Annotated in this window: 20 protein-coding genes; all 20 read right to left on the minus strand. The window is 46.0% G+C overall.

The window, feature by feature from the left end:
• Positions 1 to 147: 147 nt before the first annotated feature.
• Positions 148 to 4,167, minus strand: coding sequence for an S-layer homology domain-containing protein (locus ACUUJN_RS24260; protein ID WP_484669009.1), 4,020 nt, complete (start codon positions 4,165 to 4,167; stop codon positions 148 to 150).
• Positions 4,168 to 4,357: 190 nt separating this feature from the next.
• Entirely contained in the window at positions 4,358 to 5,488 is a 1,131-nt protein-coding gene (locus tag ACUUJN_RS24265; protein ID WP_013312307.1) for a glycosyltransferase family 4 protein, read from the minus strand.
• A gap of 137 nt (positions 5,489 to 5,625) precedes the next feature.
• Entirely contained in the window at positions 5,626 to 6,387 is a 762-nt protein-coding gene (locus ACUUJN_RS24270) for a WecB/TagA/CpsF family glycosyltransferase (RefSeq protein ID WP_023990693.1), read from the minus strand.
• Positions 6,388 to 6,395: 8 nt separating this feature from the next.
• Positions 6,396 to 7,532 (minus strand): polysaccharide pyruvyl transferase CsaB, encoded by a 1,137-nt coding sequence (gene csaB / locus ACUUJN_RS24275; protein ID WP_340959038.1) that lies wholly within the window; start codon positions 7,530 to 7,532, stop codon positions 6,396 to 6,398.
• Positions 7,508 to 9,523 carry a DUF5693 family protein gene (locus ACUUJN_RS24280; protein ID WP_025724240.1) on the minus strand — a complete coding sequence of 672 codons (2,016 nt, stop codon included), beginning with the start codon at positions 9,521 to 9,523 and terminating at the stop codon, positions 7,508 to 7,510. Before ACUUJN_RS24280 ends, csaB begins: the two co-directional genes overlap by 25 nt.
• Positions 9,524 to 9,782: 259 nt before the next feature.
• Positions 9,783 to 11,501: a phospho-sugar mutase gene (locus ACUUJN_RS24285; protein ID WP_053326263.1), complete on the minus strand. Its 1,719-nt coding sequence runs from the start codon at positions 11,499 to 11,501 to the stop codon at positions 9,783 to 9,785.
• A gap of 98 nt (positions 11,502 to 11,599) precedes the next feature.
• Positions 11,600 to 12,046, minus strand: a complete 447-nt coding sequence (gene fabZ, locus ACUUJN_RS24290) for a 3-hydroxyacyl-ACP dehydratase FabZ (protein WP_013312312.1) — start codon at positions 12,044 to 12,046, stop codon at positions 11,600 to 11,602.
• A gap of 905 nt (positions 12,047 to 12,951) precedes the next feature.
• Positions 12,952 to 13,164: a DNA-directed RNA polymerase subunit beta gene (locus tag ACUUJN_RS24295; protein ID WP_484669010.1), complete on the minus strand. Its 213-nt coding sequence runs from the start codon at positions 13,162 to 13,164 to the stop codon at positions 12,952 to 12,954.
• Between the two features lie 10 nt (positions 13,165 to 13,174).
• The gene (locus tag ACUUJN_RS24300; protein ID WP_028542172.1) at positions 13,175 to 14,002 is read right to left on the minus strand and encodes a flagellar hook-basal body protein; all 828 of its coding nucleotides are present in this window, start codon (positions 14,000 to 14,002) and stop codon (positions 13,175 to 13,177) included.
• Positions 14,003 to 14,015: 13 nt separating this feature from the next.
• Positions 14,016 to 14,900 carry a flagellar hook-basal body protein gene (locus ACUUJN_RS24305; protein WP_023990702.1) on the minus strand — a complete coding sequence of 295 codons (885 nt, stop codon included), beginning with the start codon at positions 14,898 to 14,900 and terminating at the stop codon, positions 14,016 to 14,018.
• Positions 14,901 to 15,021: 121 nt separating this feature from the next.
• Complete coding sequence (gene mreB / locus ACUUJN_RS24310) at positions 15,022 to 16,020, minus strand: rod shape-determining protein (protein ID WP_013312317.1); 999 nt, start codon at positions 16,018 to 16,020, stop codon at positions 15,022 to 15,024.
• A gap of 171 nt (positions 16,021 to 16,191) precedes the next feature.
• Positions 16,192 to 16,479, minus strand: a complete 288-nt coding sequence (gene spoIIID / locus ACUUJN_RS24315; protein ID WP_007432737.1) for a sporulation transcriptional regulator SpoIIID — start codon at positions 16,477 to 16,479, stop codon at positions 16,192 to 16,194.
• 201 nt (positions 16,480 to 16,680) lie between these two features.
• Positions 16,681 to 17,421 (minus strand): M23 family metallopeptidase, encoded by a 741-nt coding sequence (locus ACUUJN_RS24320; RefSeq protein WP_013312318.1) that lies wholly within the window; start codon positions 17,419 to 17,421, stop codon positions 16,681 to 16,683.
• Between the two features lie 70 nt (positions 17,422 to 17,491).
• Entirely contained in the window at positions 17,492 to 18,931 is a 1,440-nt protein-coding gene (gene spoIID / locus ACUUJN_RS24325; RefSeq protein ID WP_069080912.1) for a stage II sporulation protein D, read from the minus strand.
• Positions 18,932 to 19,158: 227 nt separating this feature from the next.
• Positions 19,159 to 20,514: a UDP-N-acetylglucosamine 1-carboxyvinyltransferase gene (murA, locus tag ACUUJN_RS24330; RefSeq protein WP_028542175.1), complete on the minus strand. Its 1,356-nt coding sequence runs from the start codon at positions 20,512 to 20,514 to the stop codon at positions 19,159 to 19,161.
• Between the two features lie 323 nt (positions 20,515 to 20,837).
• Positions 20,838 to 21,089: a DUF1146 family protein gene (locus ACUUJN_RS24335; RefSeq protein ID WP_013312321.1), complete on the minus strand. Its 252-nt coding sequence runs from the start codon at positions 21,087 to 21,089 to the stop codon at positions 20,838 to 20,840.
• A 346-nt stretch (positions 21,090 to 21,435) separates the two neighbouring features.
• Positions 21,436 to 21,849, minus strand: a complete 414-nt coding sequence (locus ACUUJN_RS24340) for a F0F1 ATP synthase subunit epsilon (protein WP_013312322.1) — start codon at positions 21,847 to 21,849, stop codon at positions 21,436 to 21,438.
• Between the two features lie 69 nt (positions 21,850 to 21,918).
• Complete coding sequence (gene atpD / locus ACUUJN_RS24345; RefSeq protein ID WP_013312323.1) at positions 21,919 to 23,319, minus strand: F0F1 ATP synthase subunit beta; 1,401 nt, start codon at positions 23,317 to 23,319, stop codon at positions 21,919 to 21,921.
• Positions 23,320 to 23,440: 121 nt separating this feature from the next.
• The gene (atpG, locus tag ACUUJN_RS24350; protein ID WP_023990707.1) at positions 23,441 to 24,307 is read right to left on the minus strand and encodes an ATP synthase F1 subunit gamma; all 867 of its coding nucleotides are present in this window, start codon (positions 24,305 to 24,307) and stop codon (positions 23,441 to 23,443) included.
• A gap of 214 nt (positions 24,308 to 24,521) precedes the next feature.
• Complete coding sequence (atpA, locus tag ACUUJN_RS24355; protein WP_013312325.1) at positions 24,522 to 26,036, minus strand: F0F1 ATP synthase subunit alpha; 1,515 nt, start codon at positions 26,034 to 26,036, stop codon at positions 24,522 to 24,524.
• Positions 26,037 to 26,054 lie beyond the last annotated feature (18 nt).

Below are 26,054 nucleotides of genomic sequence, written 5' to 3' on the forward strand. Positions count from 1 at the left end.
CCACAATTTTTACCTCATTGATATTATGGCATAGGCCCTTAATCCCAGTCAAATAGCTGATTTATAAAAAACATCCCTCTCATGTATATGAAAGGGAATTACCATTTCGCATGGAGGGATGTTTAATAATTTCAGGTGTTTTGTTGATTAGATTTTAGGAAGCAGCTTTTTATCAGCCATAACTTTAGCTACAATAATCGCTGCATCTCCGCGCAAGGTCAAGGAAGTAGGATTAAACATATATCCCTTTTTCAGATCGCTTGCATCCACAGGTGACCCTGTGATAAAGCCTTTTTTGGCAATAGCCAATATAGATGCTTGCGCATAGTAATCAATCTTGTCCGCATCTTTAAAGGTCTTAGACAGGTTCTTCATGATCTTGTCATGATCTGTTTCCAGCTTCAAATTCAATGCCTTGGCAATAATGACTGCTGCATCTTGGCGTGTGATTACATCTTCCGGCATAAAGATTCTTGGTTGCGAACCTTTGACAATACCGGCGCGTGCAGCTGTTTCAATATAACGATAATCATAGAGCGCATCTGCTGATATCGTATTTGGAATAGACACGTCGTCGAAATGCTTCGCTCCGCTGAAATTAAGCGGAATTTGCAGACCTTTGACGATCATAGACGTAAATTCGCCTCTTTTAATGTAGCTGTCTGGTCCAAAGCTATTAATTGGATCCATTGGGTTCATAACACCTTTAGCCAAGATGGCTTCGATGTAATCTCTGGCGTATTTATGCTTAATGACATCACTATACGTTTCTCCAACTTTAGCAACTACATAGTAACCGAAACGATCAAACGGTACCTTAATGGTATGTTTTTTCGGATCCACCACACCACCAATGTTCTGCCAATCTTTAAGATCAGAATCAAAATAGAACACCGTCATTTGTTTCCCTGCATCCTGAGCGATACTGTTATCATACGTCAAAGTTAATGTTGCACGCTTGGATGGTACTAATTCATTAGAAGGATCACGCCAGTAGAAGTTTTTAATCTTGCTACTGTCATTTTGCGACTTGTTAGCCAATTGATAAGGATCGGCACCATAAGTTACCGGATCGTAATCATCTGTTTTAATATCATCTGCTGTACCTGGATCAATCCAGAATACTGGACTTGACTTGGTAAAACGATTTGGGAATTCTCTGTTAAAGTATCTACTTCCATCTGCAATCAAGCTCTGCATATCCGACAATGCTTTTTCGGTTTCAAATTCATGACGATCGACTACACCATCTTCGCTATTTGCTATCGCAAAGTACAAAGTGTGACCAGAGAAAACCTGGTTTTTGAACTGTTGCGGTTGATCGTAATCCCGACGAATCAGACTCGTTCCCTTTGCAAAAGCAAGTGTAAGATTGCCATCGAACACTTTGTGCGATGTTTTCATCGCTTCCATGTACTGCTCACCAGGAATATTAGTAGGCACATATTTAACAGTAATGGTCTGTTTCAATTTTTCTTTACCAACAGTAACCACTACGTCAATTTTATTATCTTTGTTGGCTTTTAGACCTGTAACGATAGCTTTGTAAGTAGATGGATAATCAATGGTACCATCATAATCAGAGTCGAATCCCTCTTGAACTGCTGTTTCTTTACCTACCATAACACTATCTGCATTACCTGCGTTTACAACAACTTGCACAAAGTTTTGATTCACGATTCTCTTTTCAGGGAGCGGACGCAAAATATCAAAAGATGTGGATTGACCGGATACTTGCAGTCGGAAAGTAGCAAATGGTCCGCTCTTGCCGCTATTGTACAAGGTAATGTTATAAGCTACTGGTGTTCCATCTTGCGAAATAGTTTGGTTTTTCAACACAAAGCTGAAATACTTTTTGTCCGGATGGTAGTACACAAGCAGGTCTTTTAAATCTTTATTTGTAAATTTATCTGTAGTAGAACCGGAATTGTATGTTGTCTTAGCATCTTCTGCTGAGAAAAACTCGTTACTCAGCGTCCAGTTGACTTCACTGTCATCCGATCCCTTAATCTCCAAAATATATTGATCTTTATTAGCAATATCACTTAACGAACCATTTACCTGATCTGCTTTACCCAAATCAGCAATACTGAAAGTACCAAATACATTGATATTTTTCAGGGATGTATTGTAGTTGGTGTCATCCACTTTGGTGAAATTAGCATCTTTTGATTTCGGAGCAATTTCGCTATATTTCGGCGTATTGCTCAAGCCGCTAACTGGCGTAAAAGGGATGATTCCTTGTGTGTTTGGAACAGGAATTACTGGAATATTCGTCTGTGTAAAGTTTACTTTTACCGTATTGCTATACTCAATACCTGGCTTGTATACAAACTTGATTTCATTATTCCCGTTCGCCAAGGCATTGGCTGCGGCTGTCTCTGAGGAAGCAGCAAGCTTGAAGTCCGCTCCTGAACCATCCAGATCAACCAATACATTATTAACATACAGGAATACATTTCGGTTACTCCCAGTGTAATGAATATCTGCTGCGTTGCTCACATCAAGCAATTTACCTTTAAAGTAGCCCAGTTGAGTCAATTTATAGGTGTTCAAGTTTGAGCTGGATGTATTCAACGGAATTTGTTGCCCATCATAAATCGTATCGTATTTCATGAACGGACCCTGCAACAGATTCACCGTTGCTTTAATTAACTTGGTCGAGTCACCATTCAGATAAAAATTCAGTACATTTTGTCCTTCTTTAGGCAAAGTGTCTACATAAGCAACAATTTTCTTCACTTGCGTTGACTTACCATTGATTGTACGAATTACATCTTGAGGAGACCCTACAGTATGAACCGATACTCCGGAAAGCTCATTAATTGAAGAAGGTGCGCCATTAACAACGATAAACTCCATACCTACAGGTACAGATGCAGCATCTGTAGTCTTGTTCTTCATAGAGCTACCTGTTAATTTCATAGCTTCATCTAGAGCAGCTGCCTGATCAGACCCGCTTCCATTAATTCTGTTCAACAATTGAGTATTAAAATCAGGAAGATAGTTAACATCATCAATATACGGCTGAGTGCTACTGCGCAATGTAAATTGGACAGCCGATGGAGCTGGAGGTGTACTGCTATCCGTATAAGTTATGCCCAGGGATGCCCTGGTCAAATGATCAAGTACAGCTTCCGAAGGTACAGTCACCTGAAATGGATATACTTTATAGCCATTTGATGTAACTATATTTGCAGTATCAATTGTGGCATCAACCCCAGTTGCACTACCCACAGCACTACCATTGTTACTCACATCGGTAAAACGTGCATTGATTGTGGCCACTCCTGGATCGGTCGCACCAGCTGGTACCAAAACGTTACCTTTTAAAACCACACCACTTGTAGACGATACAGTAAAGTCAGGCGAAGTGGTCAGATCGGCAGAAACATTCCCATCCTTGTTCAAGGTCAAATCAGAGAATTCCGGTTTACCCGTATAAATCGTAATTTCACGTGTAACTGTGAGGGCCTGAGTTCCGTTGCCCACTTTAATAGTCACTATATTTTTACCTGGACTGAGTACCACACTACCTGTTAATTTATATGCGGTATAAGAGTTAACTGTGTACGTATTACTGCTTTTTGCAGACGTGAGCGTTACACTGTCAGCATTAGGAGCCGTACCTTGAATGACTACTTTTACATCATCCGTACCGCTATTGCGTGCGTCTGTCAGCACCGCTGTCTGATTCTCTAGCAACTGCTCGGTTGCACCATTCAGCGTAGCAGATAGATCATAAAGCTTAGGTCCATCCTGATACTCAATGTAAATGGAGTCCTTCATATCAGCCGAATTTTGGCTACTTTGAAATGTAATCCGGTTCAAACCAGGAAACAGTTTAATGTCTGTAACTTTAAGCGTAGAGCCACTGACCGTAATTCCGCCTTTTTGACTCTCGTTCTTATTAACTACGTTAAGGTTTGTTCCATTTTTAGAGAGTTGGAATACACTATAAGATATAGTACTTCCGTTCACTCCGTTAATCGTACCGTTAACTGTAACTCGGTCAGTGTTTACCATTCTAGCCGAATCCACATCATATTTTTCACTTGGAAAAATAAAATAAGTTCCCGTCGCAGCATGAGCCGTACCTACCAGGGCCGCCGGCACCAAGCCAATGATGAGACCAACCGTCAGCAACATGGATAGCAATCGTTTCAAATCATTGTCCTCCTTTGATTCTGTCGCACCTTGGGGTACGTAATCATTCAATACTTTTTTTATCGGTAGTAAACATACAAAAAATTAGTAAATTCTCAAAAAAGGAGGGAGTTTTTTTACAGCAAACATCAAAAAAGCCTTCAAACCCGCGGTATACCGCCAAGCTTGAAGGCTTACTTTTAAATTAAAATTATAATTTCGAACGTGTTTGGGAATCTGGCTTAGCCAGCAACCGAATCAGTGTGTTAATAACTGGGCGTTTGGTCTTGCCAACAAGACCAATAACCTCTGCACCGATCTGTAGGAAGAACATCATAATACAAATCACGACAAAGGTGACCCAGTTCGCTTCATTAAGCGCAGCAGACGATTGAATCACGGCCAATACACCGAAAAATGCAGCAATACCGTAGATAATCAACACCGTCTGTCTGTGACTGAAACCTAGTTCGCGTAAGCAGTGATGCAAATGACCTTTATCCGGAGAGAAAATCGGTTTTTTCTGCAACTTGCGACGAATGATAGCAAAGAATGTATCTGACAAAGGTACACCGATAATAATCAATGGCGTAATAAAAGATACGATAGCAATTTGCTTGAAACCAAGCATGGATAGCATGGCCAGACAGAAACCTAAAAATAATGACCCTGTATCACCCATGAATATTTTCGCAGGATGAAAGTTGAAAAATAAAAATCCGATAATGCTGCCCAGCAGCACAAGACAAAGCATAGCTACCATGTAATTGCCCATCAATACCGACATCACAAAGATAGTTCCAATCGCAATTCCTGAGACACCTGCAGCCAGTCCATCCAGACCGTCAATCAAATTGATGGCATTCGTTACACCTACGATCCAGAAAATCGTAAGCGGAATGGAAATCCAGCTTTCCAAAGATGAGTATGCATCCTGAAAAGGTACATTTACAAAATCTACACGAATATCAAAAGCAAACACGACCATACACGCAACGGCAATTTGAGCCAAAAATTTCAATTTTGCATTGAGATCAAAACGATCATCGAGAGCACCAATCAGTGTAATCAGCGTACCGCCAATCAGAAAGGCTGCAATAAAGTTAATATCCCGAGAGGACAGCATTCCGTCAGGCACAAAAGGTAACACCGCCAATAAGGACAACAGAAATGCCAAGAAAATCCCCAGTCCGCCAAGACGCGGCATAATTCGGGTATGTACTTTTCGGGCATTCGGTACATCGACGGCTCCAACCTTCACAGCGAATTTCTTGACGAGCGGTGTCAGTAACAGCGCAAGTCCCAGTGCCATGATGAACCCAATAATATAGATCAATAACATTTGATCATTCGACCCCCAATTTTAAAGCAATCCCTTTTCAGATGTAACCGCATTGAATTATACTCTGATCAAAAATAAATACCAAGCTTCATATTCTGGCAAATTAGCGGGTTTTGTAGGCAGATTCAAGCTATTTATCACACTTTTGTGACGTTTTCTTTTTCGCGCATCACTTTCGCGGCGAATTTCGGCAGCGCAAGCATTCTTTTGTAACGGCTTGGCTCTTTGAGGAGTCTATATAACCATTCAGCCCGTAGCTTTTGAAACAATTTAGGTGCGCGTTTGGTTCTGCCTGATATAACATCGAAGCTACCGCCAACCCCCATCATCACCGGTACACCCAGCTGTTCCTTATATTTACCAATCCAGGGTTCCTGCGTGTCCGCTCCACGTGCTACAAACAACAAATCAGGATTTGCTTCACGAATGGCTGCAATCACGGCTTCATCCTCTTTAGGTCCAAAAAAACCATCACGCTTGCCACAAACCGTAATTGCGGGATAAAGCTCATGTACCCGCTTTGCGGTCGCTTGAATCACCTCAGATGTTGATCCCAGTAAATAAACCTTCCAATGATAGTTTTCTCCAGCTGCAAGTAATTCATGTAACAAGTCAAAGCCCGCTACCCGCTCAGGTACAGGATGTCCTACATAGTTTGCAGCCCAGACCACGCCAGTCCCATCCGGAACAATCAACTCTGCCTGTTTCATCACGTTCATGTACACTGGATCTTCCAATGCAGCCATTACCATAATCGGATTGGCAGTGATCACTTGATGGGGCTGGCGAGACTCCACTGCTTGAATTAATATATTTAATGTATCTTTCATATTAAGCCTTGATACCGGAACACCGAAAATCGGGACGGTAGGCACATTCGTAACCTTATCAACTGTCACTGTATCCATCATCCTTTGCGACACAAGTAATTAACGATATGCTGTGCCGGTAAGCGAGCCTCACTTTTTAACAAAGCAATGGCCGCTCCCTGGCTCTCGATCCATTGACTTCGCTGATCTAGCAACCGCATAGACTCATTAGCCAGTTTTTGTCCATCCAGTGCCTCTGTAGTGCCTACAGGCTGGCTACCGACACGGCTGAGGAAATGGTCAATTTTAGGATCGTAGGATATCCCCAACGGAGGCACCTGGTGGGATGCTGCATAGATCAAGCTGTGTAATCGCATCCCGATCATCAAACTGCAACGGCTGACTTCCAAAAGCATCTGTTGAGGATCGGTGACTTGATCACACATGCTGACAAGGCTCCCCGTCCCCCTAATATCCCCCAACAAATCCATTACCATCCTTGAAGCCTGCTCGTCATCAGGCAGATGGAAAGGTAAAAAGCGTAAGTGTACACGGCGCTCAGCAGCTAATCTTTTTAAGCCGTCCGCAATAGCCGTTAAATCGCGACGTTCCTTATCCCAATAACGTACAGATACGCCAACGATCGGAAGTTTATCCATATCAGTCTCAAATGCTGCTTTATGCAGCTCGGAACCCGGGGGCAATGGAAGCCCCATTACCGGATCAGGAACAACTTCGACAACCGGGCGCTTCAGTTTCATAGTACCCAGCAGTGCGGCAGACTGCTCATCTCTTACAGAAACATATTCACAGCGCTGAAACACAGAACGGATCATAGGATAAAATATCTTCCGTTGTACCGGACCAATGCCCTGAGCATATACAAACGTCGGCTTTCCAGCCCATTGGGCCAGTTTCAGAATCGCCAGATAATACGGAATGCTTTTAGGGCTTGTTGCATCCTGGAGCAAACTCCCGCCGCCACTTATTAGCCCATCGCTGTTTTTAATCGCTCTACGAACTTCCCCCAGACTCATCCGCTCTACAGCTTCTACCCCGTACATTTTCTGTGTCCAGGCGGGGTCAGAAGACAGAACAACAGGCTTGATTGTAATCCCCGCCTGACGACTCTCCTCCTCTAAAGCTGTCAAAATCGACTTGAGCACCGCCTCATCTCCACTATTGCGAAAGCCGTAATAACCCGAGATGATTATCGTTTGAGCTGTGGTGACCATTTCTTCCAACACCCTTCCAGCACTTGCCACACGACAATTGCGATGATTCCCAGCACCAGACCGAAGCCCAATCCTAACAGCCCGCGACTAAGCGACAGTGCCGCTGGAGAGTGAATGTGAGCAAAGGTATCCACCATAGAGGCTTGGCCAATAGCAGCTATAATCAGTAAATAGATTGCTTTGCGATATTTCAAAGCCAGGAACGCCCCTGCAATAAACAGTGGGTGAGCCATCAAAAATTCCTTATTGCGCGGACGTACACCAAACGCATTTTCAAGGAAGTTCCGGAAAACCAGCTCCGTGTTCGACACCGTACCCGCATTTCCGGTACGAGTCAAATAGTAATAGCCTGCGGCTGCGATAACAGCCAGTGCGATCACCCACAATACAGTAATCGGCGTACGTAGCAGCTTGGAAATTTCCTCCCGTATAGAAACACCACGATAAAAGAAAATATATATCGCTGCTAAGAAGATCGGCAGAATGTGAAGCAAGCTTACACCTCTAAATTGGTTCAGCACAAGGCTGTAAGCAATACTATTCAACAGAGCAATAACAAAAGGCACTGCAGCCAGCGACAAAATCGCTGTCTGTACGTACAGTATAAGCGTTTGAATCAAACGCTGACCTACAGAAAGTTCGGACCCCTGTTCACGTTTAATTCTAATCGTACGCACGGCGATAATCATTGCAACCGTAGGTCCGCTAATCGCCGCGAGTAGGGCTAGACCTTGCTCCATCAAGCTGGAGTTCAAAACATAAAGTCCTGCTGAACCTACCAAACCGAGTGAAAATGCCAGCAAAGTCAATGCCGGGACGAAATAGGACACCATAATGGAGAAGAATGCCAGTGCACCCAGTACGACAATCATTTTCAGATAGCGCTGAATGGACGAATCGACGACTTGGAACGGTTCAGCCTGTCCAAGTTCAAACCCCTTTTTCTCCATCCGTTGTACAGCGTTACCCGGCTTGTCCAAGCTGTGGATTAGGTTATCTACCGAATCCTTCACCTTGGCTTCAGCAATACTACGGCTAGGCGCGGTATTCAGATACAACATGCGAATATTACGATCCTTGGTAGCCAATGCAAAACGATCGGCCAACGTTTCCACATCGAGCGTTGAATCTTTATCGCTCAATGAGTATAAACGCACAACGTTATAGTGGATATCGTAAGCGAGCTTATTGAAGCCTGCTTGCGGTTTTTTTAAGTTTTCGATAGCAGCTAGGCCAATATCGTATTTGTTCAGCAATTTAGCAAATGCCGCCAAGCTATGCTCTTTCTCGTTATCAGTGAAGCCTTTGACTGAATCACCTTCAAACAAAATGCGTTTTACACCATTCTGCTGAAAGGAAGCAAGCATCTCTTCCGTCAACTCCTGGTTGTAAGGAAGACTGTCGCTCATCCGTGGAACAATAAAAAATCCTTTGCTCCGAAGCTGCTTCATCGCAATCGGGTCAGGCTGCATGGGCTTGAGATACGCATCCTCTGGAGATGTTTCCACAACTAACCCTTCCTGTCCCTGATAAGTCCAAGGTTTTACATTGATGTCCAGGCTTGTAAACGTACGTAAAATTAACGGCTTTAATGCCTCGGCATTTTCTTTATCAGCGAAAACAATATACGTAAAATTCTCATTTGCAGGTGAAAGCCGTTTTTCCATATCGGCAACGTTCTGAGTCGTATAGGTTACGACGCGACCCGCTTTACGGAAATCATCCAACGTACTTTCATACATAGCCATGCTGTTCACACCCGCTTGCTGTAAGCGGTCAAGTTGCTCATTCAGATAGTCCTGCGGGTGAGCCTGATACGAGGCTGCCTCCGTCAAATCCCGATAATCGAATACAATCTCTACTTTTTTACTCGAGGATTCTGTCTTCACACGATCGGCGATGACCGGAATGGAAGCCAGCAAGCCGACAGCCACCAAAATCCATAACCATTTTCGAGAAGCCGTATTCCAATACTGCCATTTCTGATACACCAAAGAACCTCCTTAATATTCGGGATTTTGCAAAATTCAATGCTGCCCACCTTGCCGTACTCAGCCTTTTGGTAGGTCACTCATTGAATTTTGCAAAATCCTCCGTTGCCGGAATAAGCCTATTTTCCCAAAGCCTCTTCCAGGTTATTCTGCAATACAGAAATGACCTCCACGGCGTACTGCCCTTTGCCGTGAGAGGTCACCGATTACTATATCTTATCCAATTACCTTAACCTATTCTATTATAAAGGGATTTTTCTCAAGCGTCTACGCGAGCCATAACAGCATCGACCAGGTGGCTGATTCTTTGCTCCGCGTCTGACAGCGAGGAACCGCGTACCGCGAAGTATACTTTGATTTTTGGCTCCGTTCCCGAAGGGCGCAGGCAAAACCACGAACCGTCCTCCAGTAAAAATTTGAGTACATTTTCCTGTGGAAGTCCGTCCAGACCTTGTGAGTAGTCCAGTACCTTGTCTACCTTCACGCCTGCAATCTCTTGAGGCGCGTTGCTACGCCAATCGGTCATTTTGCCCTGAATTTGTGCCACTCCATCCTTACCCTTAAGGGTACGAGACTCCAGCTTCTCAAGGAAGTAGCCAAACTGCTCATACAGCTCTTGTAAAACATCATAGAGCGTCTTACCTTGTGTGCTGTAATAAGCAGCAGCTTCAGCGATCAGCATAGCCGCCAAGACAGCATCCTTATCGCGAGCATAATTCCCTGCCAAATAACCATAGCTCTCTTCATAGCCAAACAGGTAGGTGTACTCGCCAGTTTCGTCAAACTGGTTCATTTTCTCGCCAATATACTTGAAGCCAGTTAGCGTGTTAAACACAGTTGCTCCAAAATGTTCGGCAATGACTGCGCCCATTTCGCTGGTTACGATGGTTTTGATAACCGCCCCATTATTCGGAAGCTTGCCTGTTTCTTTCAGCTGATTCAACAAGTAGTAAACCATGATCGCGCCAGACTGATTACCGGACAATACCACATATTCGCCATCACGGTTTTTCACAACTGCACCCATACGGTCAGCATCAGGGTCAGTTCCGATCAACAGATCCGCACCAATTTTCTCACCCAGCGCGATTGCCAGTTTAAACGCATCACGTTCTTCCGGGTTTGGCGACTTGACAGTCGAAAATTCAGCATCTGGCAGCTCTTGCTCAGGCACTATATGCACCTGTTCAAAACCGATCTTCTTCAGCACACGACGAACCGGTTCATTTCCAGTACCATGGAGAGGTGTAAACACAACTTTGAAGTTTTTGCCTGGTCCGGCTGCAATCAGCTCATGGTTCACACTCACACTGGCTACCGTATCTACAAACGCTTCATCTTCCTCTTCTCCAAGCCAAACCAACAATCCCTGTGCCTCTGCTTCCTCACGTGTCAAACTGCGAATGTCGGCAAAAGAAGGAACCTCACGGATATAACTAATTACCTGTTCAGCCTGATCTGGAACAAGCTGACCCCCTTCATCGTTGTATACCTTGTATCCATTATACTCAGGAGGATTGTGACTCGCTGTCACAACGATCCCTCCACTGGCTCCCAAATGACGTACACTAAACGAAAGCTGTGGCGTTGGACGCAAGGAAGGGAACAACTTAGCCACGATACCATTGCCTGCCAGCACCAAAGCTGCATCCAGAGCAAATTCCGGTGAAAAATGACGCGAATCATGTGCAATGACAACCGAAGGTTTGCCTTCTTTACCAGCATGCTGTTCTAAAATATAGCGAGCCAGCCCTTGAGTCGCACGTCCAATGACGTAACGGTTCATCCGGTTACTTCCTGCCCCGATCACTCCACGCAGACCGCCTGTACCAAATTCCAGCTCTTTGTAAAAGCGATCCTCCAGTTCCTGCTCGTTGCCTTCCAATGCGCGCAACTCCTGTTTGGTCTCTTCATCAATATAAGGGTCTTGCAGCCAGCTCTCAATGCCTTCTAATGCTTTTTTACTCAACTGCGTCATACGGAATTTCCCCTCTCCATTTTTGGGTTGTCAAAACAGGATTTCTATGTACACATGCACTCAGTTCAGACGTCGTGCTTATGTCGGCAGAGCTTTATTTATTGGGGAGGGTCAGATAAAGCAAACATAATTTCGCCCTCAGCTACTACCGTATCGCCTACTTTAGCCGTAGCTTTCCCTTTGCCAAATGCGCCTTTGGAACGAGTGATTTCCACTTCAAGCGTAAGCGTATCCCCAGGAACCACCTGTCCACGGAAACGGAAACCATCCAACCCTGCCAAGAACCCGATTTTGCCACGATTGCTCTCTAGATGCAGTAATGCGACAGCCCCAACTTGAGCCAGTGCTTCGGTGATCAACACACCAGGCATAACGGGATACCCCGGAAAATGTCCAATGAAATGAGGCTCATTCATCGTTACATTTTTAATGCCCACTGCTCTTTTCCCTTCCTCCAACTCAATAATACGATCTACCAATAAAAATGGCGCTCGATGTGGGATAATCTCCTGAATTTGATTAACATCCAATTGCAATTTGTCCATTTACCTTAATAACTCCTCCCGCTTGCAGGTTTGACTCTGTATCAGTCATGAGTTACTGCAAGCATAATATTACCCCGCCTGCGCTGCATAAAAACAGCTCTTGGCGGCAACAATGTTAGATATCCTTCACCTACTGCAGAAGTGGAGGTTGAGATAAGGGGCTTTTTCCGCCGGTTATGCAACCTGAGGCGCGAAGAAGCCCTTTTGCCCGTGCTTGGTTTTACCCCGCAGTGTTATAAACTTCCCCATCATTATACAGTTATCAGATACAAAAAGAAAATTACGCGGAAGTACCATATTGGGTGCTCCTATTATGGGGGTGAAGCGAAGTTTCATTTGAGTCAAGGGGGGAAAGGGCTACGGGGATGGATCATTCTTCCGATCGCTGTTAACCTCGGATTTTTTCATTGTATAAGAATTCAAAGGTAAAATCCGAGGTTAAAGGCGAACGCTATCGCTTCTTCAGAACGATTCCATCCCCTCCGCCGAGTTACTTTTGGCTCAAAAGGAAAGCCTCGCTTCAATAATACTCGCTTGCCGTGAAGGGCAGTGAAACAACCGAAGGCCTCTGCGATTGTGTCCAATGGCTGCAAGCTGCCCGTCACTGCGTTTGAAGGCTCCTGCCTGAAGGCATAACAAAACCCTGCGCCACTGGCACAGGGTTTTGTTATTCTATACTCCCCACACAAATTGCGGGGGGGGGGTTATTTTAATAAAAGTGGCCCTGATGGCGGGTAGCAGCGGAGCGAAGGATTTGAATCTGGAGAAGCGCGAGCGTTCGCCTTTGCAACGGGATTTTTACATCTGGATAATTTATCAAATAAGAAAATCCCGCTGCAACAGCGATCGTAAGATCAAATCATTCGCGGAGCGACCTTTTCCCGCCCCCACTCATTTAAAGTAAACTAAGGCGCAAATATAAGATCAATCACATGCTGCCAGGTTTTCCATTCGAATACGCCTGACAACCCTTGCTTACCTACAATTACATATCCTGCAATTAAGCCGCCTAACAGCGAGAACAGGAGCAGCAACGGAACTACGAAATAACGAGTAGTACGCCAGCGGGACTTCGTCTTTTCAGGCACCGGACGGGAATCAGATTGTTCTTCTTTCATCACCAAATCCTTAAGCCCTCAGATTGTTGGCCAGGTTCATCATCGTATCACTAGAAGTTAATGCCCGTGCCGCCATTTGATACATCCGCTGAACTTGCATCATATCCGTCATTTCGCCCGCTAAATCCACATTAGATTCCTCAAGATAACCGGAACGCAAAGATACGTCCGCTGGAACAGCACCTGCCACACCTGCAGCTCCGAATACATTTGCCTCTGTTACACCATTCAACAACACGAACAGGTTATCATCCCGCTGTTCCAGTCCTTCTGGACGCTGTACATCCATTAGCTTGATTCTCTGACCAACTGTCGGAGCCCCAGTTCCATTAGCACGAATCAGCAATTCGCCATCCGAGTTAATAGCCACCTTGGAACCCGCTGGAGCAGTCACAGGAACATCATTGTTATCCAGCACGGAATAACCTTCAGCAGTGGTCAACATCATCGTCGCACTATCATTCGGATCAGGAACAAAATGAAAGCTACCGTCACGGGTCCAAGCTTTTTGCCCATTTCCCTGAACTTCAAACATGGCATTACCTTGAATCGCCAGATCGGTAGGAAGTCCCGTCTCCTTGAGCGGACCTTGCTCCATATTTTTCATGATTGCGGCCGTTTTAACTCCGTAGCCCAAATTATAGCCGAGCGGCATGGCCCGTCCATTTTGGAGATACGTTGAAGGCTGTTGCTGCACATTGGCCAATACATCTTCAAAGGAACCCTGTTTACTCTTATAACCAACTGTATTGATATTAGCAATATTATCGGCAATTAAATCCAAACGCTGCTGCACACTGGCCATAGATACCATTGCGCCAATCATGGAGTTGTTCATCACTTACCCCCTGTTATACACGGCCTACTTCATTAACGGCCTTGTCCAAGCTTTTATCATAAAATTGAATTACCTTCTGATTCGCCTCATACGCTCTTAACGCAGCCATCATATCCACCATGGACTGTGAAGCATCTACATTAGATACCTCCAGATAACCTTGACGAACGGATACAGCATCGTTAGCAGTCATCATTCTAGCTGTAGCACCGTCAGTATCATTCAGGCGAAAATTCCCATTGCCCTCACGAACGAGCTGGTACGGACGATCAATGACACTAATACCGAGCGTCGTTCCCAATGTCTGGTTGGACTGGCTATCTACCAATTCGCCCCGCTCATTTACTTTAAGCTCTGAGACAGCCCCCGTCAATTGAATCGGGTTTCCATTCGTATCCAGCACCGCTGAGCCAGTCGATGAAAGCAATGCTCCCGCTCCATTTACTTGAAAATGTCCATCACGTGTATAACGAACGTTACCATTACTGTCCCGCACCGTAAAAAACGCTTCTGGACGGTAGGTGACTTCACCGTTAGCATTGATGAATTTCCCTGCCTGATCAAATGCCATAGGTTGACCAGTAGCTGGGTCGTTCACATTAATATTGGACTGTATCGCAAAATCCGTCGCTTGTCCACTGTCCTTTAATGCTCCCTGAATGTAAGGGGAGAGGCTTTCCTCAGCAAAAACGCCAGTATTGAGCTTGCCGACCGTACGGTCCGGGTTATCAGGGTTACCACCCGTCATGGAAATAAGCATTTCGGGGAAAGAACGCTGAACACTGTTCTCCTGTTTGTATCCCGTCGTATTCATATTAGCAATATTTTGCGTCACGGTGTCATGGCGTCGTTGTTGTGTCATCAATCCGGCGGCCGCAGTATATAAACCTCTCAACATGTATCGTGCACCCCAATCCTATACTCTGCTAAAATCATATGCTCGCGCGGAGGCACGAAAGCCAAAATGCTAGGCAACCTGTCTGACCGCACACGAGTCTCTTATAGTCACTATCGGCAGATTAGAACTTTTTCTTAACCACATGATCCAAATTATCCAGCATAATTCCTGTACCTTTAACAACACAATGCATCGGATCTTCGGCAACCAGTACCGGAACACGCAGTTCTTCAGCAAGCAGCTCGTCCAATCCGCTAAGCAAGGCGCCGCCACCAGTCAAAATAACACCACGGTCAATAATATCAGCTGACAGTTCCGGTGGGGTCTGCTCCAATACAAACTTGGCCGCAGCAACAATCGCCGATACAGGATCTCTAAGCGCATCCTGCACTTCATCCGCAGAAATACTTAATGTTTTAGGCAATCCGGATACCATATCCCGTCCACGGATGTCCATCTCTGCACGACGTCCGCTCGGATGCACGGTTCCAATAGCAATCTTGATATCCTCAGCCGTACGTTCGCCGATCAGAAGCTTGTACTTCGTTTTTACATATTTCATGATGGCTGTATCAAATTTGTCCCCTGCCATTTTAATGGAAGAAGCTGTTACGACATCCCCCATAGAGAGGACTGCAACGTCAGTCGTTCCGCCACCAATATCCACTACCATGTTGCCGCTAGGCTCAAAAATATCCATTCCTGCCCCGATGGCAGCCGCTTTTGGCTCTTCCTCCAAAAATACTTCCTTGGCCCCGCTACGCTCCGCCGCTTCACGAATCGCTTTTTGCTCCACTGAGGTAATGTTCGTCGGCGCACAAATTAGAATACGAGGGTGGCTGTACCAGCTTTTTCCCCCTACCCGATTGATAAAATATTTTAACATCGCTTCTGTTACTTCAAAATCGGCGATGACACCATCACGTAATGGACGGATGGCTATGATATTACCAGGAGTACGTCCCACCATACGGCGCGCTTCCTCTCCGACAGCCAGAACTCTTTTTGAATCGCTTTCTATCGCGACAACGGAAGGTTCGTCAAGAACAACCCCCTTCCCTTTGACGTGGATAAGCACGTTGGCCGTACCGAGGTCGATACCGATATCATTACTGAACATATTAAAAAGGCCCCCAAAGTGATATTTTAAAAAGCTAAGATTCGACAAGAAGCGGCAAATATATGTATAAACCTACGGTTACATGTCATTTTTCGTCTTGTACCATCTTTTAACATATCATACTTCAGGGGGTTGATTCAATGGCTTTGCCAGCCAATTCACTATATATTTTTAGGACTTGCCAGAAACGAGAATCTCCCTTCGTTTGCCACTCGTTTTTTTGTACTTAATTTTCGTCGCTTCTCCTCCCCGCAGATGGCGGATGGATTTATGGTATTCGAGAATGTGCTTCACCTGATCGGCAAGATCCGGGTTGATTTCAGGCAGCCGTTCGGTCAGATCTTTATGCACCGTGCTCTTGGAGACACCAAATTCCTTGGCAATCGTACGGACCGTATTCCTTGTTTCCACGATACAGCGACCGATTTTGATGGTCCGTTCCTTGATGTAATCGTGCACGCTCCCGCCTCCCTACTGTGGATAGTTTGGTACATTATATGAGGAGCGTGCCTATATATTCGCGGTTTGGCGGGAAGACATGCTTCCGAAGGCCTATTTATTTGGCAAAAGCAGCTTATGTTTACCTTATGCACAAAATCTACACAAGAAAAAAGCAGGGAATGTGGATTCCCCGCTTTGCATTCAAAGCCATGACCAAATTTATTTTTTAGGAAGCAGACCTGCTGGATTCACCGGCTTGTCATCCTGATACACTTCAAAATGCAGATGTGTTTTCAAATCCTTTTCAAGCTCGTTACGACCCGCTGAAGCAATCACATCGTTTTGTTTCACTTGATCGCCTTCTTTTACTTTCAGATCACTCAAGCTTTGATACACCGTTTTGAGATTATTATCATGCGTGATTTCTACGACACTACCTACCAGCGGATGTTGTTCCACACGAGATACTTTGCCACTCAGGGCGGCTCTCACTTCAAACGCCTGATCGTCGGCCCGGGAAAGATCAATCCCAGTGTTAGCGGTAAATGTTTTATCGTACTCTACCATAGCTGCCGCCTGCTCATCAGCGGTCGCGTTCTCATCAAAGAACGGCTTTACGACCTGTACTGCGCCAGCATCTGCTACTGGCCATGCGATATTTTCCGACTGGGCAACTACTTCCACGCTTTCTGGCTGTTGTCCGTTAACATCAGTGTTCACTGCACTTGTGCTTTGTACCGATGGACTAGCTGGGTCAGGTTTGAAAGACTTCTGGCTGGCATCCTGATAGACCCATACTAAGGTTAGTATAATGGCTGCTGCGGCAATGTAGGCTGCCGGGTATGCCCACCTTTTGGACAACAGCTTTTTCCACGAAGACGGCCGTGAAGCTCTTCCACCCTGAAAGGTTTTGGGTGTTTCTTCATGATTTTGGTTCTGGTTTTTATTTTGTTCATTCATTTGCTCATCACCTCAGTAACCAGTGTTACCGGGTGCAACTCTTTTATACTTCAAAGTTTCGAAATATTTACTAACTTAGAATGCGAGAGGCTTGCGCAAAAGAAATGCCAGTATAATAGTGAAGGAGAATTTGAGTGGCAGTATGACCTTCCTTGGCCATTCCATTGGCTCCCCACTGACTCATACCAACACCATGACCATAACCATAGGTTGTTATAGCAATCCGATCCCCTTCAGCCTTCCACGTAAACTCAGCCGAACGCAGCCCCAGTTTGTTACGGATTTCCGGCCCTGTAAAGATTGAACCACCAACCTCAATCTTCTTGATGCGATGTCCTTCTGTCTTAGAGAGTATACGAATCTCTGGCATTCTCCCTCCTCCAGTAGAAGCAGCTATCGCAGTACGACTCAACCCCAATCTATCGAACACACTCTGACGACTCAGTGTGACGGTTTCTGTATAACGTGGGGCCAACTGCTTGTCCCATGGACTTGACACACTTCGTAAATAGGGCACTGCCTTCGCCCATACATCCTCTGAATTTTCGGTGTAGCCATTGCTAGTAGAAAAAAAAGAGGCCGTAATGGGCTTGCCTTCATATACCATGATCGTATCCTTGGTGTCTCGTACGGCCTGCTGAATTTTAGCCAGCTCTGCGGATTTACCAGAGTGCCCCCATTCTCTAGTAAGTTTAGCTTTAGAGATATAAGCCTGATGTTTAACAGTATCCGTCACATCTGCTCCCGCCGGGGCACCGCTGGTGTCATCAGCCAGCAAACGCCGGGCAATGAAGGTACGCGCGGCAATGGCCTGCGCTTTCAGTGCCTCGCCCTCGAAGCTGGGCGGCATTTCGGCGGCTACTACGCCGACAATGTATTGCTCCAGCGGTAACGTCTCCGTGCGACCGGTAGACGTGACGTACACACGCACGTCCGGCTCTGCCACCACCGGCACGCTGCGCGTTGGAGCAGCGGGCACCGCCGGTATCGGCGGGACACCCGGCAGGCGCGTGACGGGCGTCCCGCCCTTTGCCGTTACGCTAGGTGCAGCCGGTGCTGCCGTGCGACTGCTCGGTGGCACCGGCTGCGCCGTCTGGCGAGGCCACGCCATTAGCGCGGGCACAGCCATGGCAAGCACCAGCACCCCTGCCATGGCGGCGAATGGCAGCCATGGGCGGCGGCTGCCCCAGCGCGGGGCACGCCCGGCGGAAGGACGCAGGTGCGGTAGCGGCACCTGCAGCGGGCTTGCAGCGCGTGTGTCATGGACCGCTGCTCCAGCAATAGGCAAAGCCGTATCAACAGAGTTCACAGCGGAAGGCACGACTGTTGTACGCCGATTGGGCTTGACGCCAATCGGCAATGTACCTCTTGTGTCCGGCTGCTGTTGCATAAGCTTATTTTTCTGTAACGAAGTAGCTATAGAGCCAGAGCGTTCCTCCGCAAGTGAAGCCTGGCGATGTTCCTTAGGATGATGAATGGGTATACGGATGCGAACCTGTGAATCTTTCATAGGCTGAAACCTCCATCAAAGGGCTAAGTGTCCGGCTGGAAGTACTGATATACTCCAGCAGATATTTTCAATCATATGAAGTCGTCCACTTTGATAGAACCGTTTTAAGAGAACTGAAAGAATGAAAAAAACTGGTTGCAAACAACAAAAAAACCAAGCCCTTTCGGACTTGGTTCCTTATTGTTCAAGAATATACTTATGCAACATGAAGCGACATACGTTAAAGCTTAGGCGAGGGAAGGCTGGATCTTCTTAAACAGATTTCCCGACGTCTCTTCCGGCATTACGCGCTCTGTACTGGGCGAATGATTCAGTTTGGACTCTTCCACGGTCACTCTGTAAATGTCCGCTCCCAATCCAGTCAGCTTCTCAGCCAAATGAACGTAACCGCGATCGATGTGATGTACGCCGGATACCTCCGTTGTACCTTCCGCAATGAGTCCGGTCAGAATTAACGCAGCACCTGCACGCAAATCTGTAGAGGTTACTTTCGCACCTGTCAGCTTAGCATTACCAGTTACAATGGCGGAACGACCTTCAACCTTAATTTCCGCATTCATGAGATGAAATTCATCCACATGCATGAAACGATTTTCAAACACGGTTTCCGTAATAATGCTCGTTCCTTCAGCGGCAAGTTGAAGTGCCATCATCTGAGACTGCATATCGGTAGGAAAACCAGGATAAGGCAATGTTTTAACATCAACGGCCTTTAACGGCTTATCTGCAATGACACGAATTCCGTTCTCATCAGGTTGAATGGTTACACCCATTTCTTCCATCTTGGAAATAACCGGTCCTAAATGATCGGATATTGCGCCTTCTACATATACGTTCCCGCCTGTGATCGCAGCAGCAACCATATAAGTACCTGCTTCTACCCGGTCGGGAATGACCGTATGTTTTACACCATGCAGCTTCTCAACGCCTTCAATACGAATAACGCCCGTGCCCGCACCGCGTACTTTGGCACCCATTCCATTCAGGAAATTTGCGAGATCAACAATCTCAGGTTCCTTAGCAGCATTCTCGATGGTAGTTACGCCCTCAGCAAGAGTAGCGGCCATCATAATATTCTCGGTTGCTCCTACGCTGGCTACATCCAAATAAACTTTAGCTCCACGCAGACGCCCGTTACTTTTAGCTTCAATAAAACCTTGGCCCAGGCTAATCTCCGCGCCCAATGCCTCAAAACCCTTCAAATGCTGATCAATTGGTCGCGTTCCGATTGCGCATCCGCCTGGAAGCGAGATCCTTGTACGTCCCAAACGTGTAAGCAGCGGCCCCATAACCAAGAATGATGCGCGCATTTTCCTAACCCACTCGTAAGGGGCTTCACAGGAAATTATCTTCCGCGCGTCAACACGAATGACCTCATCTTGGTATGTAACGCCTGCTCCTAAGGACTCCAGCACTTTGTTAATGGTCATCACATCGTCTAGAGGAGGTGCATCAATAATAACACTTTCTCCTTCTTCTCCTAGCAGAGAAGCGGCGATGATCGGCAGAACTGAGTTTTTGGCTCCGCTGACTTTGACACTCCCGGTCAATCTGTTGCCACCGCGGACGATAAATTTGCTCATCTATGGTTCCCTCCGCGCGTCATTTCCCTTTTCCATTCTGGAAAAAAAGAACATATTCCGCTATTTTCATGCCTTGCTTTTTCATTACATAAAAAAACAAGATTTTACTAATACCCTAACTGCCATCATACCACTGATTAAAACAAGTATACAAGCGTTTTTTGTACTTGACGACCATTGTACTCTAACTGATTCAGCCAGCTATACATGTATGGTTCTTTTGTTTACCATTGTTAACAATATGACGCGATGTTATTCGACAATTCCCGCAGAGACACAGTCATAAGGTCATATAACCCGCCCACTTCATGTTAAAACAAATTCTAGAGCATCTGACTCCAAGAAATGTAGCTCAACAGGAACCCAGAAACCAACTGTCCCAAAATTATAGCAAGAAACAAGTGTAGCAATCTGCCTTGCGGTCCTTTGGGTTGCCGGATTAACAAATCCAGCTTAAAACTCTGTAAAGCCCACCAAGCTAACGCTATACAGATGAGCGACACGATCATGGAGATCAGCGCGGTCATACTCGCCGATTGACTTAGCTGTTCAGCCAATTGCTGTTTCCCGTTCAACCATAATTCCTCCCATCTGCGTCACAGACTTCTTTATAATACTCGGCGAACGCCTAATATGCCAGTGCTATTTCTGTTTTCAGGACATTTATTTCGACAAAATGTGATTAATCACTTCTGTTTCGTGAATTTAAAAGGTACTAAATACCTAGCAGCCGGGCAAGAAATAGGACTGTACATTTGGTAATAACAGCTAAAAAAGGGCCCGATCACAGTGATCGAAGGAAGCAAGGTTCTCCCTCACCTTCTACCGGACATTCTTTGGCAGAAATTATGAAGTGGTCTCCTTGTCGTTCCATCCGTATACTATGCCGAACCCTTTTAAAATTCCACTTAAAATCCAATATTAATTCTTATTGGTTCTGATGCTTGTAGCATTTAAACGGTTAAGCGCCCGTTGCAGAGCTACTTCCGCCCGATGATGATCTATCTGTTCCTGCTTGCTCTGGAGCCGCAGTTCTGCCCGCTCCCTTGCCGCACGGGCACGCTCCACATCAATTTCTTCGGAACGTTCCGCACTCTCAGCCAAAATGACCACTTTATCCTTGCGGACTTCAAGAAAGCCCCCATTGACCGCGATCACTTCGGTTTGACCACCGATTTTAATGCGTATCGGTGCAATCTTCAAGGGAGTGACCAAGGGAAGGTGTCCAGGTAAAATCCCAAGATCGCCTTCCGAGCCGCGAACACTGATGCTGTTTACCTGTTCTGTATAAACCAGGCGCTCCGGCGTCACAATCTCTAGTAAATACGTGCTCACTTGAATCCCTCCTGGAAGCTGTCCGCAGACAGCTCACTTCGTAAGGCTCGGCTATTCTTTGCCTGTTGTTTACAACGTTTTAGCTTTTTCAACTGCTTCTTCGATGGCTCCTACAAAAAGGAAAGCCGCTTCTGGAAGATGGTCATACTTGCCTTCCAAAATTTCTTTGAAGCTTCGTACAGTTTCTTTAACCGGCACATATTTACCTGGGAAGCCGTTAAATGCTTCGGCAACGTGGAAAGGTTGAGAAAGGAAACGCTGGATTTTACGTGCACGTGCCACCAACATTTTATCTTCTTCACTCAGCTCGTCCATACCCAGGATGGCAATGATATCCTGAAGCTCATTGTAGCGGGCCAAAATTTGTTTTACCCCTTGTGCTACATTGTAATGCTCTTCACCCACAACGTCTGGAGCCAAAATACGGGAGCTTGATGCGAGTGGATCAACCGCCGGGTAAATACCCATTTCGGAAATTTTACGTTCCAGATTCGTTGTAGCATCCAAATGGGCAAACGTTGTAGCAGGAGCCGGGTCAGTGTAGTCATCCGCAGGCACATAGATCGCCTGAATGGAAGTAACAGAACCTTTTTTAGTAGAAGTAATCCGTTCTTGCAATTGACCCATCTCAGTAGCCAGCGTAGGCTGGTAACCTACTGCTGAAGGCATACGTCCCAACAGGGCCGAAACCTCAGAACCTGCTTGAGTAAAGCGGAAAATGTTATCAATAAAGAGCAACACGTCACGGCCTTCTTGGTCACGGAAGTATTCCGCCATCGTCAGACCTGTGAGAGCTACACGCAAACGTGCACCCGGAGGCTCGTTCATTTGTCCGAACACCATCGCTGTTTTGTTGATAACGCCGGAATCTCTCATTTCATGGTACAAGTCATTTCCTTCACGTGTGCGTTCACCTACACCCGCAAATACAGAAATACCACCATGCTCCTGAGCGATATTGTTAATCAATTCTTGAATGGTTACGGTTTTACCTACACCAGCACCACCAAACAATCCGACTTTACCACCCTTAGCATAAGGAGCCAGCAAGTCGATAACTTTAATACCGGTTTCGAGCATCTCTGCTTGAGTTGTCAGCTCATCGAAAGAAGGAGCTTGACGGTGAATCGGATTTCTAGCCGTTTCACTCATATCAGCACCATTATCAATTGGCGTTCCAAGCACGTTAAATACGCGTCCAAGAGTAGCTTCGCCGACAGGTACTGAAATAGGTGCTCCCAGATCTATGGCTTCAGCCCCACGAACCAAACCATCTGTGGAAGACATGGCAATACAACGCACACGGTTGTCACCTAGATGTTTTGAAGCTTCGAGCGTCAGATCAATTTTGACTCCGCTCTCCAGCACAGTCCCAATATGAATGGCATTCAGGATTTCCGGAAGTTGTCCACGTTCGAACTCAACGTCGACAACCGGACCCATGATGCTCACTACGCGTCCTTTGTTCATCTTTTGGTTTCCCTCCTACAAGCTTGCACAGCCGCAAATCCGAACCACTCTGATTTGTTTTGCGCCCGCAATTTATCATAATAGTGTAGACCCTGCTATAAAACAGTCGCAACAAGCCTGATTAAGACTGAGCGCTTGCCCCTGCAACGATTTCCGTAATTTCCTGGGTAATAGCCGCTTGACGAGCACGGTTATAGGTCAAGGAAAGCTCACCAATTAACTTGGAAGCATTCTTCGTAGCAGATCCCATCGCCGTCATCTTCGCTCCCAGTTCACTAGCTTTACCATCCAGCAAAGCGCCGTAAATGAGCGTTTCCGCGTAACGCGGCAGCAATACTTCCAGCACTCCTTCTGGTGAAGGCTCATACTCATAGTTAATTGAGGATGAAGCTGTAGCTGAATCCGGTGTTGCCATTGGTAACAGACGGTCAACTGTTGGAATTTGAGTCAATGCGTTGACAAAGCGGTTATAGCATAGATAAAGCTCATCAAATTCTTTAAGTTCAAAGCCTTGTACAGCCTTGCTTGCAATTGTTTTGATATCTGCAAAAGCAGGTGTATCCGACAGATCTGTTACCGATTCAGCGATAGGAAATTCACGACGTCTGAAATAATCCCTTCCTTTTCGTCCAATGATGAAAATCACAAATTCATCCTGTGAACGGTGACGTTCAGAAATCGTCTGCGTAACCTGTCGTAAAATATTGGCGTTATAACCACCAGCCAGACCACGATCAGATGTAATGATGAGATAAGCAGTCTTTTTAACCGGACGCGTTTCCAGCATTGGATGCTTGATGTTATTCGCTCCAGAAGCAATGCTACTCACAACTTCCTTAAGCTTTTCCGAGTAAGGACGAGCCGACTCCGCTTTCTCCTGAGCTTTTCTCAGCTTGGATGCAGCGACCATTTCCATCGCTTTCGTGATCTGCTTCGTACTCTGCACACTTTTAATCTGACGTTTAATCTCGCGCATACCTTTTGCCATGATTTCACCACCTTTAAGCTCCAGCAAAGCCAAAGCTAACTTCGTAAGCAATCCCTTAGCTTGGGCCAAGTCCAAGCACTTCGTAAGATTCAAATCCAGCCGGACATATGTTAAAGGGCCTGTTATTGAGGGTAAAACATGCCAAGGAAGCCAAAACCCGGAGGGCACGCTTCCTTAGTACATCTTTCATCATAAACAGGCAAATTCCAATGTATTAAACCGACGTGGCGAATGATTTTTTGAATTTCTCGATAGCCGCCTTCAAAGCCGCTTCGTTATCAGCAACCAGGTCTTTCGTGTCGCGGATAGATTGAAGCACGTCTTGATGGTCAGACACCATGAAAGACAGGAAGTCTTTTTCAAAACGTTTTACATCCGCTACAGGGATATCATCAAGGAAGCCTTTTACAGCAGTATACAAGCTCACTACTTGTTGCTCTACAGCAAGCGGTTGGTTAACACCTTGTTTCAAAATTTCCATCATGCGTGCGCCGCGATCCAGACGGGCTTTTGTGGATTTATCCAAGTCGGACCCGAATTGGGAGAACGCTTGAAGCTCTCGATATTGAGCAAGATCCAGACGCAGGGAACCTGCTACCTTTTTCATCGCTTTAATCTGAGCTGAACCACCTACACGAGATACAGAAATACCTACGTTGATCGCCGGACGTTGCCCTGCATAGAACAAGTCAGCTTCCAAGAAGATCTGTCCATCCGTGATGGAAATAACGTTGGTTGGAATATATGCAGAAACGTCGGAAGCCTGTGTCTCGATGAACGGCAATGCGGTAAGTGATCCGCCGCCCAACTCATCATTTAGCTTCGCTGCACGTTCCAGCAAGCGAGAGTGAAGATAGAAAACGTCACCCGGATATGCTTCACGACCCGGTGGACGACGCAGCAACAGGGACAGTTCCCGGTAAGCTGATGCTTGTTTAGTCAAGTCATCATAAACTACAAGGACATGCTCGCCTTTGTACATGAAATACTCACCCATGGCGCAGCCAGAGTAAGGAGCAATGTACAGCAATGGTGATGGTTCGGAAGCAGATGCCGTAACGACAATCGTGTATTCCAGCGCACCGTGACGACGCAATGTTTCAACAACTTGAGCTACCGTGGATTGTTTTTGACCAATAGCGACATAAATACATTTCATGCCGTTACCTTTTTGGTTCAAAATTGCATCAATTGCGATAGAAGTTTTACCTGTTTGACGGTCACCGATGATCAACTCACGTTGACCACGACCAATCGGAACCATCGCATCAATAGCTTTAATCCCCGTCTGCATAGGCTCATGTACCGATTTACGGGCCATAACGCCTGGAGCCTGACTTTCAACCGGACGGAATTCTGTTGTAGCAATCGGTCCTTTACCGTCTACTGGTTGTCCCAGTGGGTTAACTACACGTCCGATCAATGCTTCCCCTACAGGGACCTGCATGATTTGACCTGTACGTTTTACTTGACCGCCTTCACGAATGTCGGAGAATTGACCCAAAATAACAACACCGACATTGCTTTCTTCCACGTTGAGCGCCAAGCCCAATACGCCAGTGTCGAATTCAACCAATTCACCGGCCATAACTTTTTCCAGTCCGTAGACGCGGGCAATACCGTCGCCGACTTCAACAACAGTGCCGACTTCAACGACCTCGATATCATTTTTATATTGTTCAATCTGACTTTTAATCAATGAACTGATTTCCTCAGGTTTGATACTCAAGTGTGTTCACCCCTATCT

The organism is Paenibacillus sp. LRG-1, from assembly GCF_057220305.1.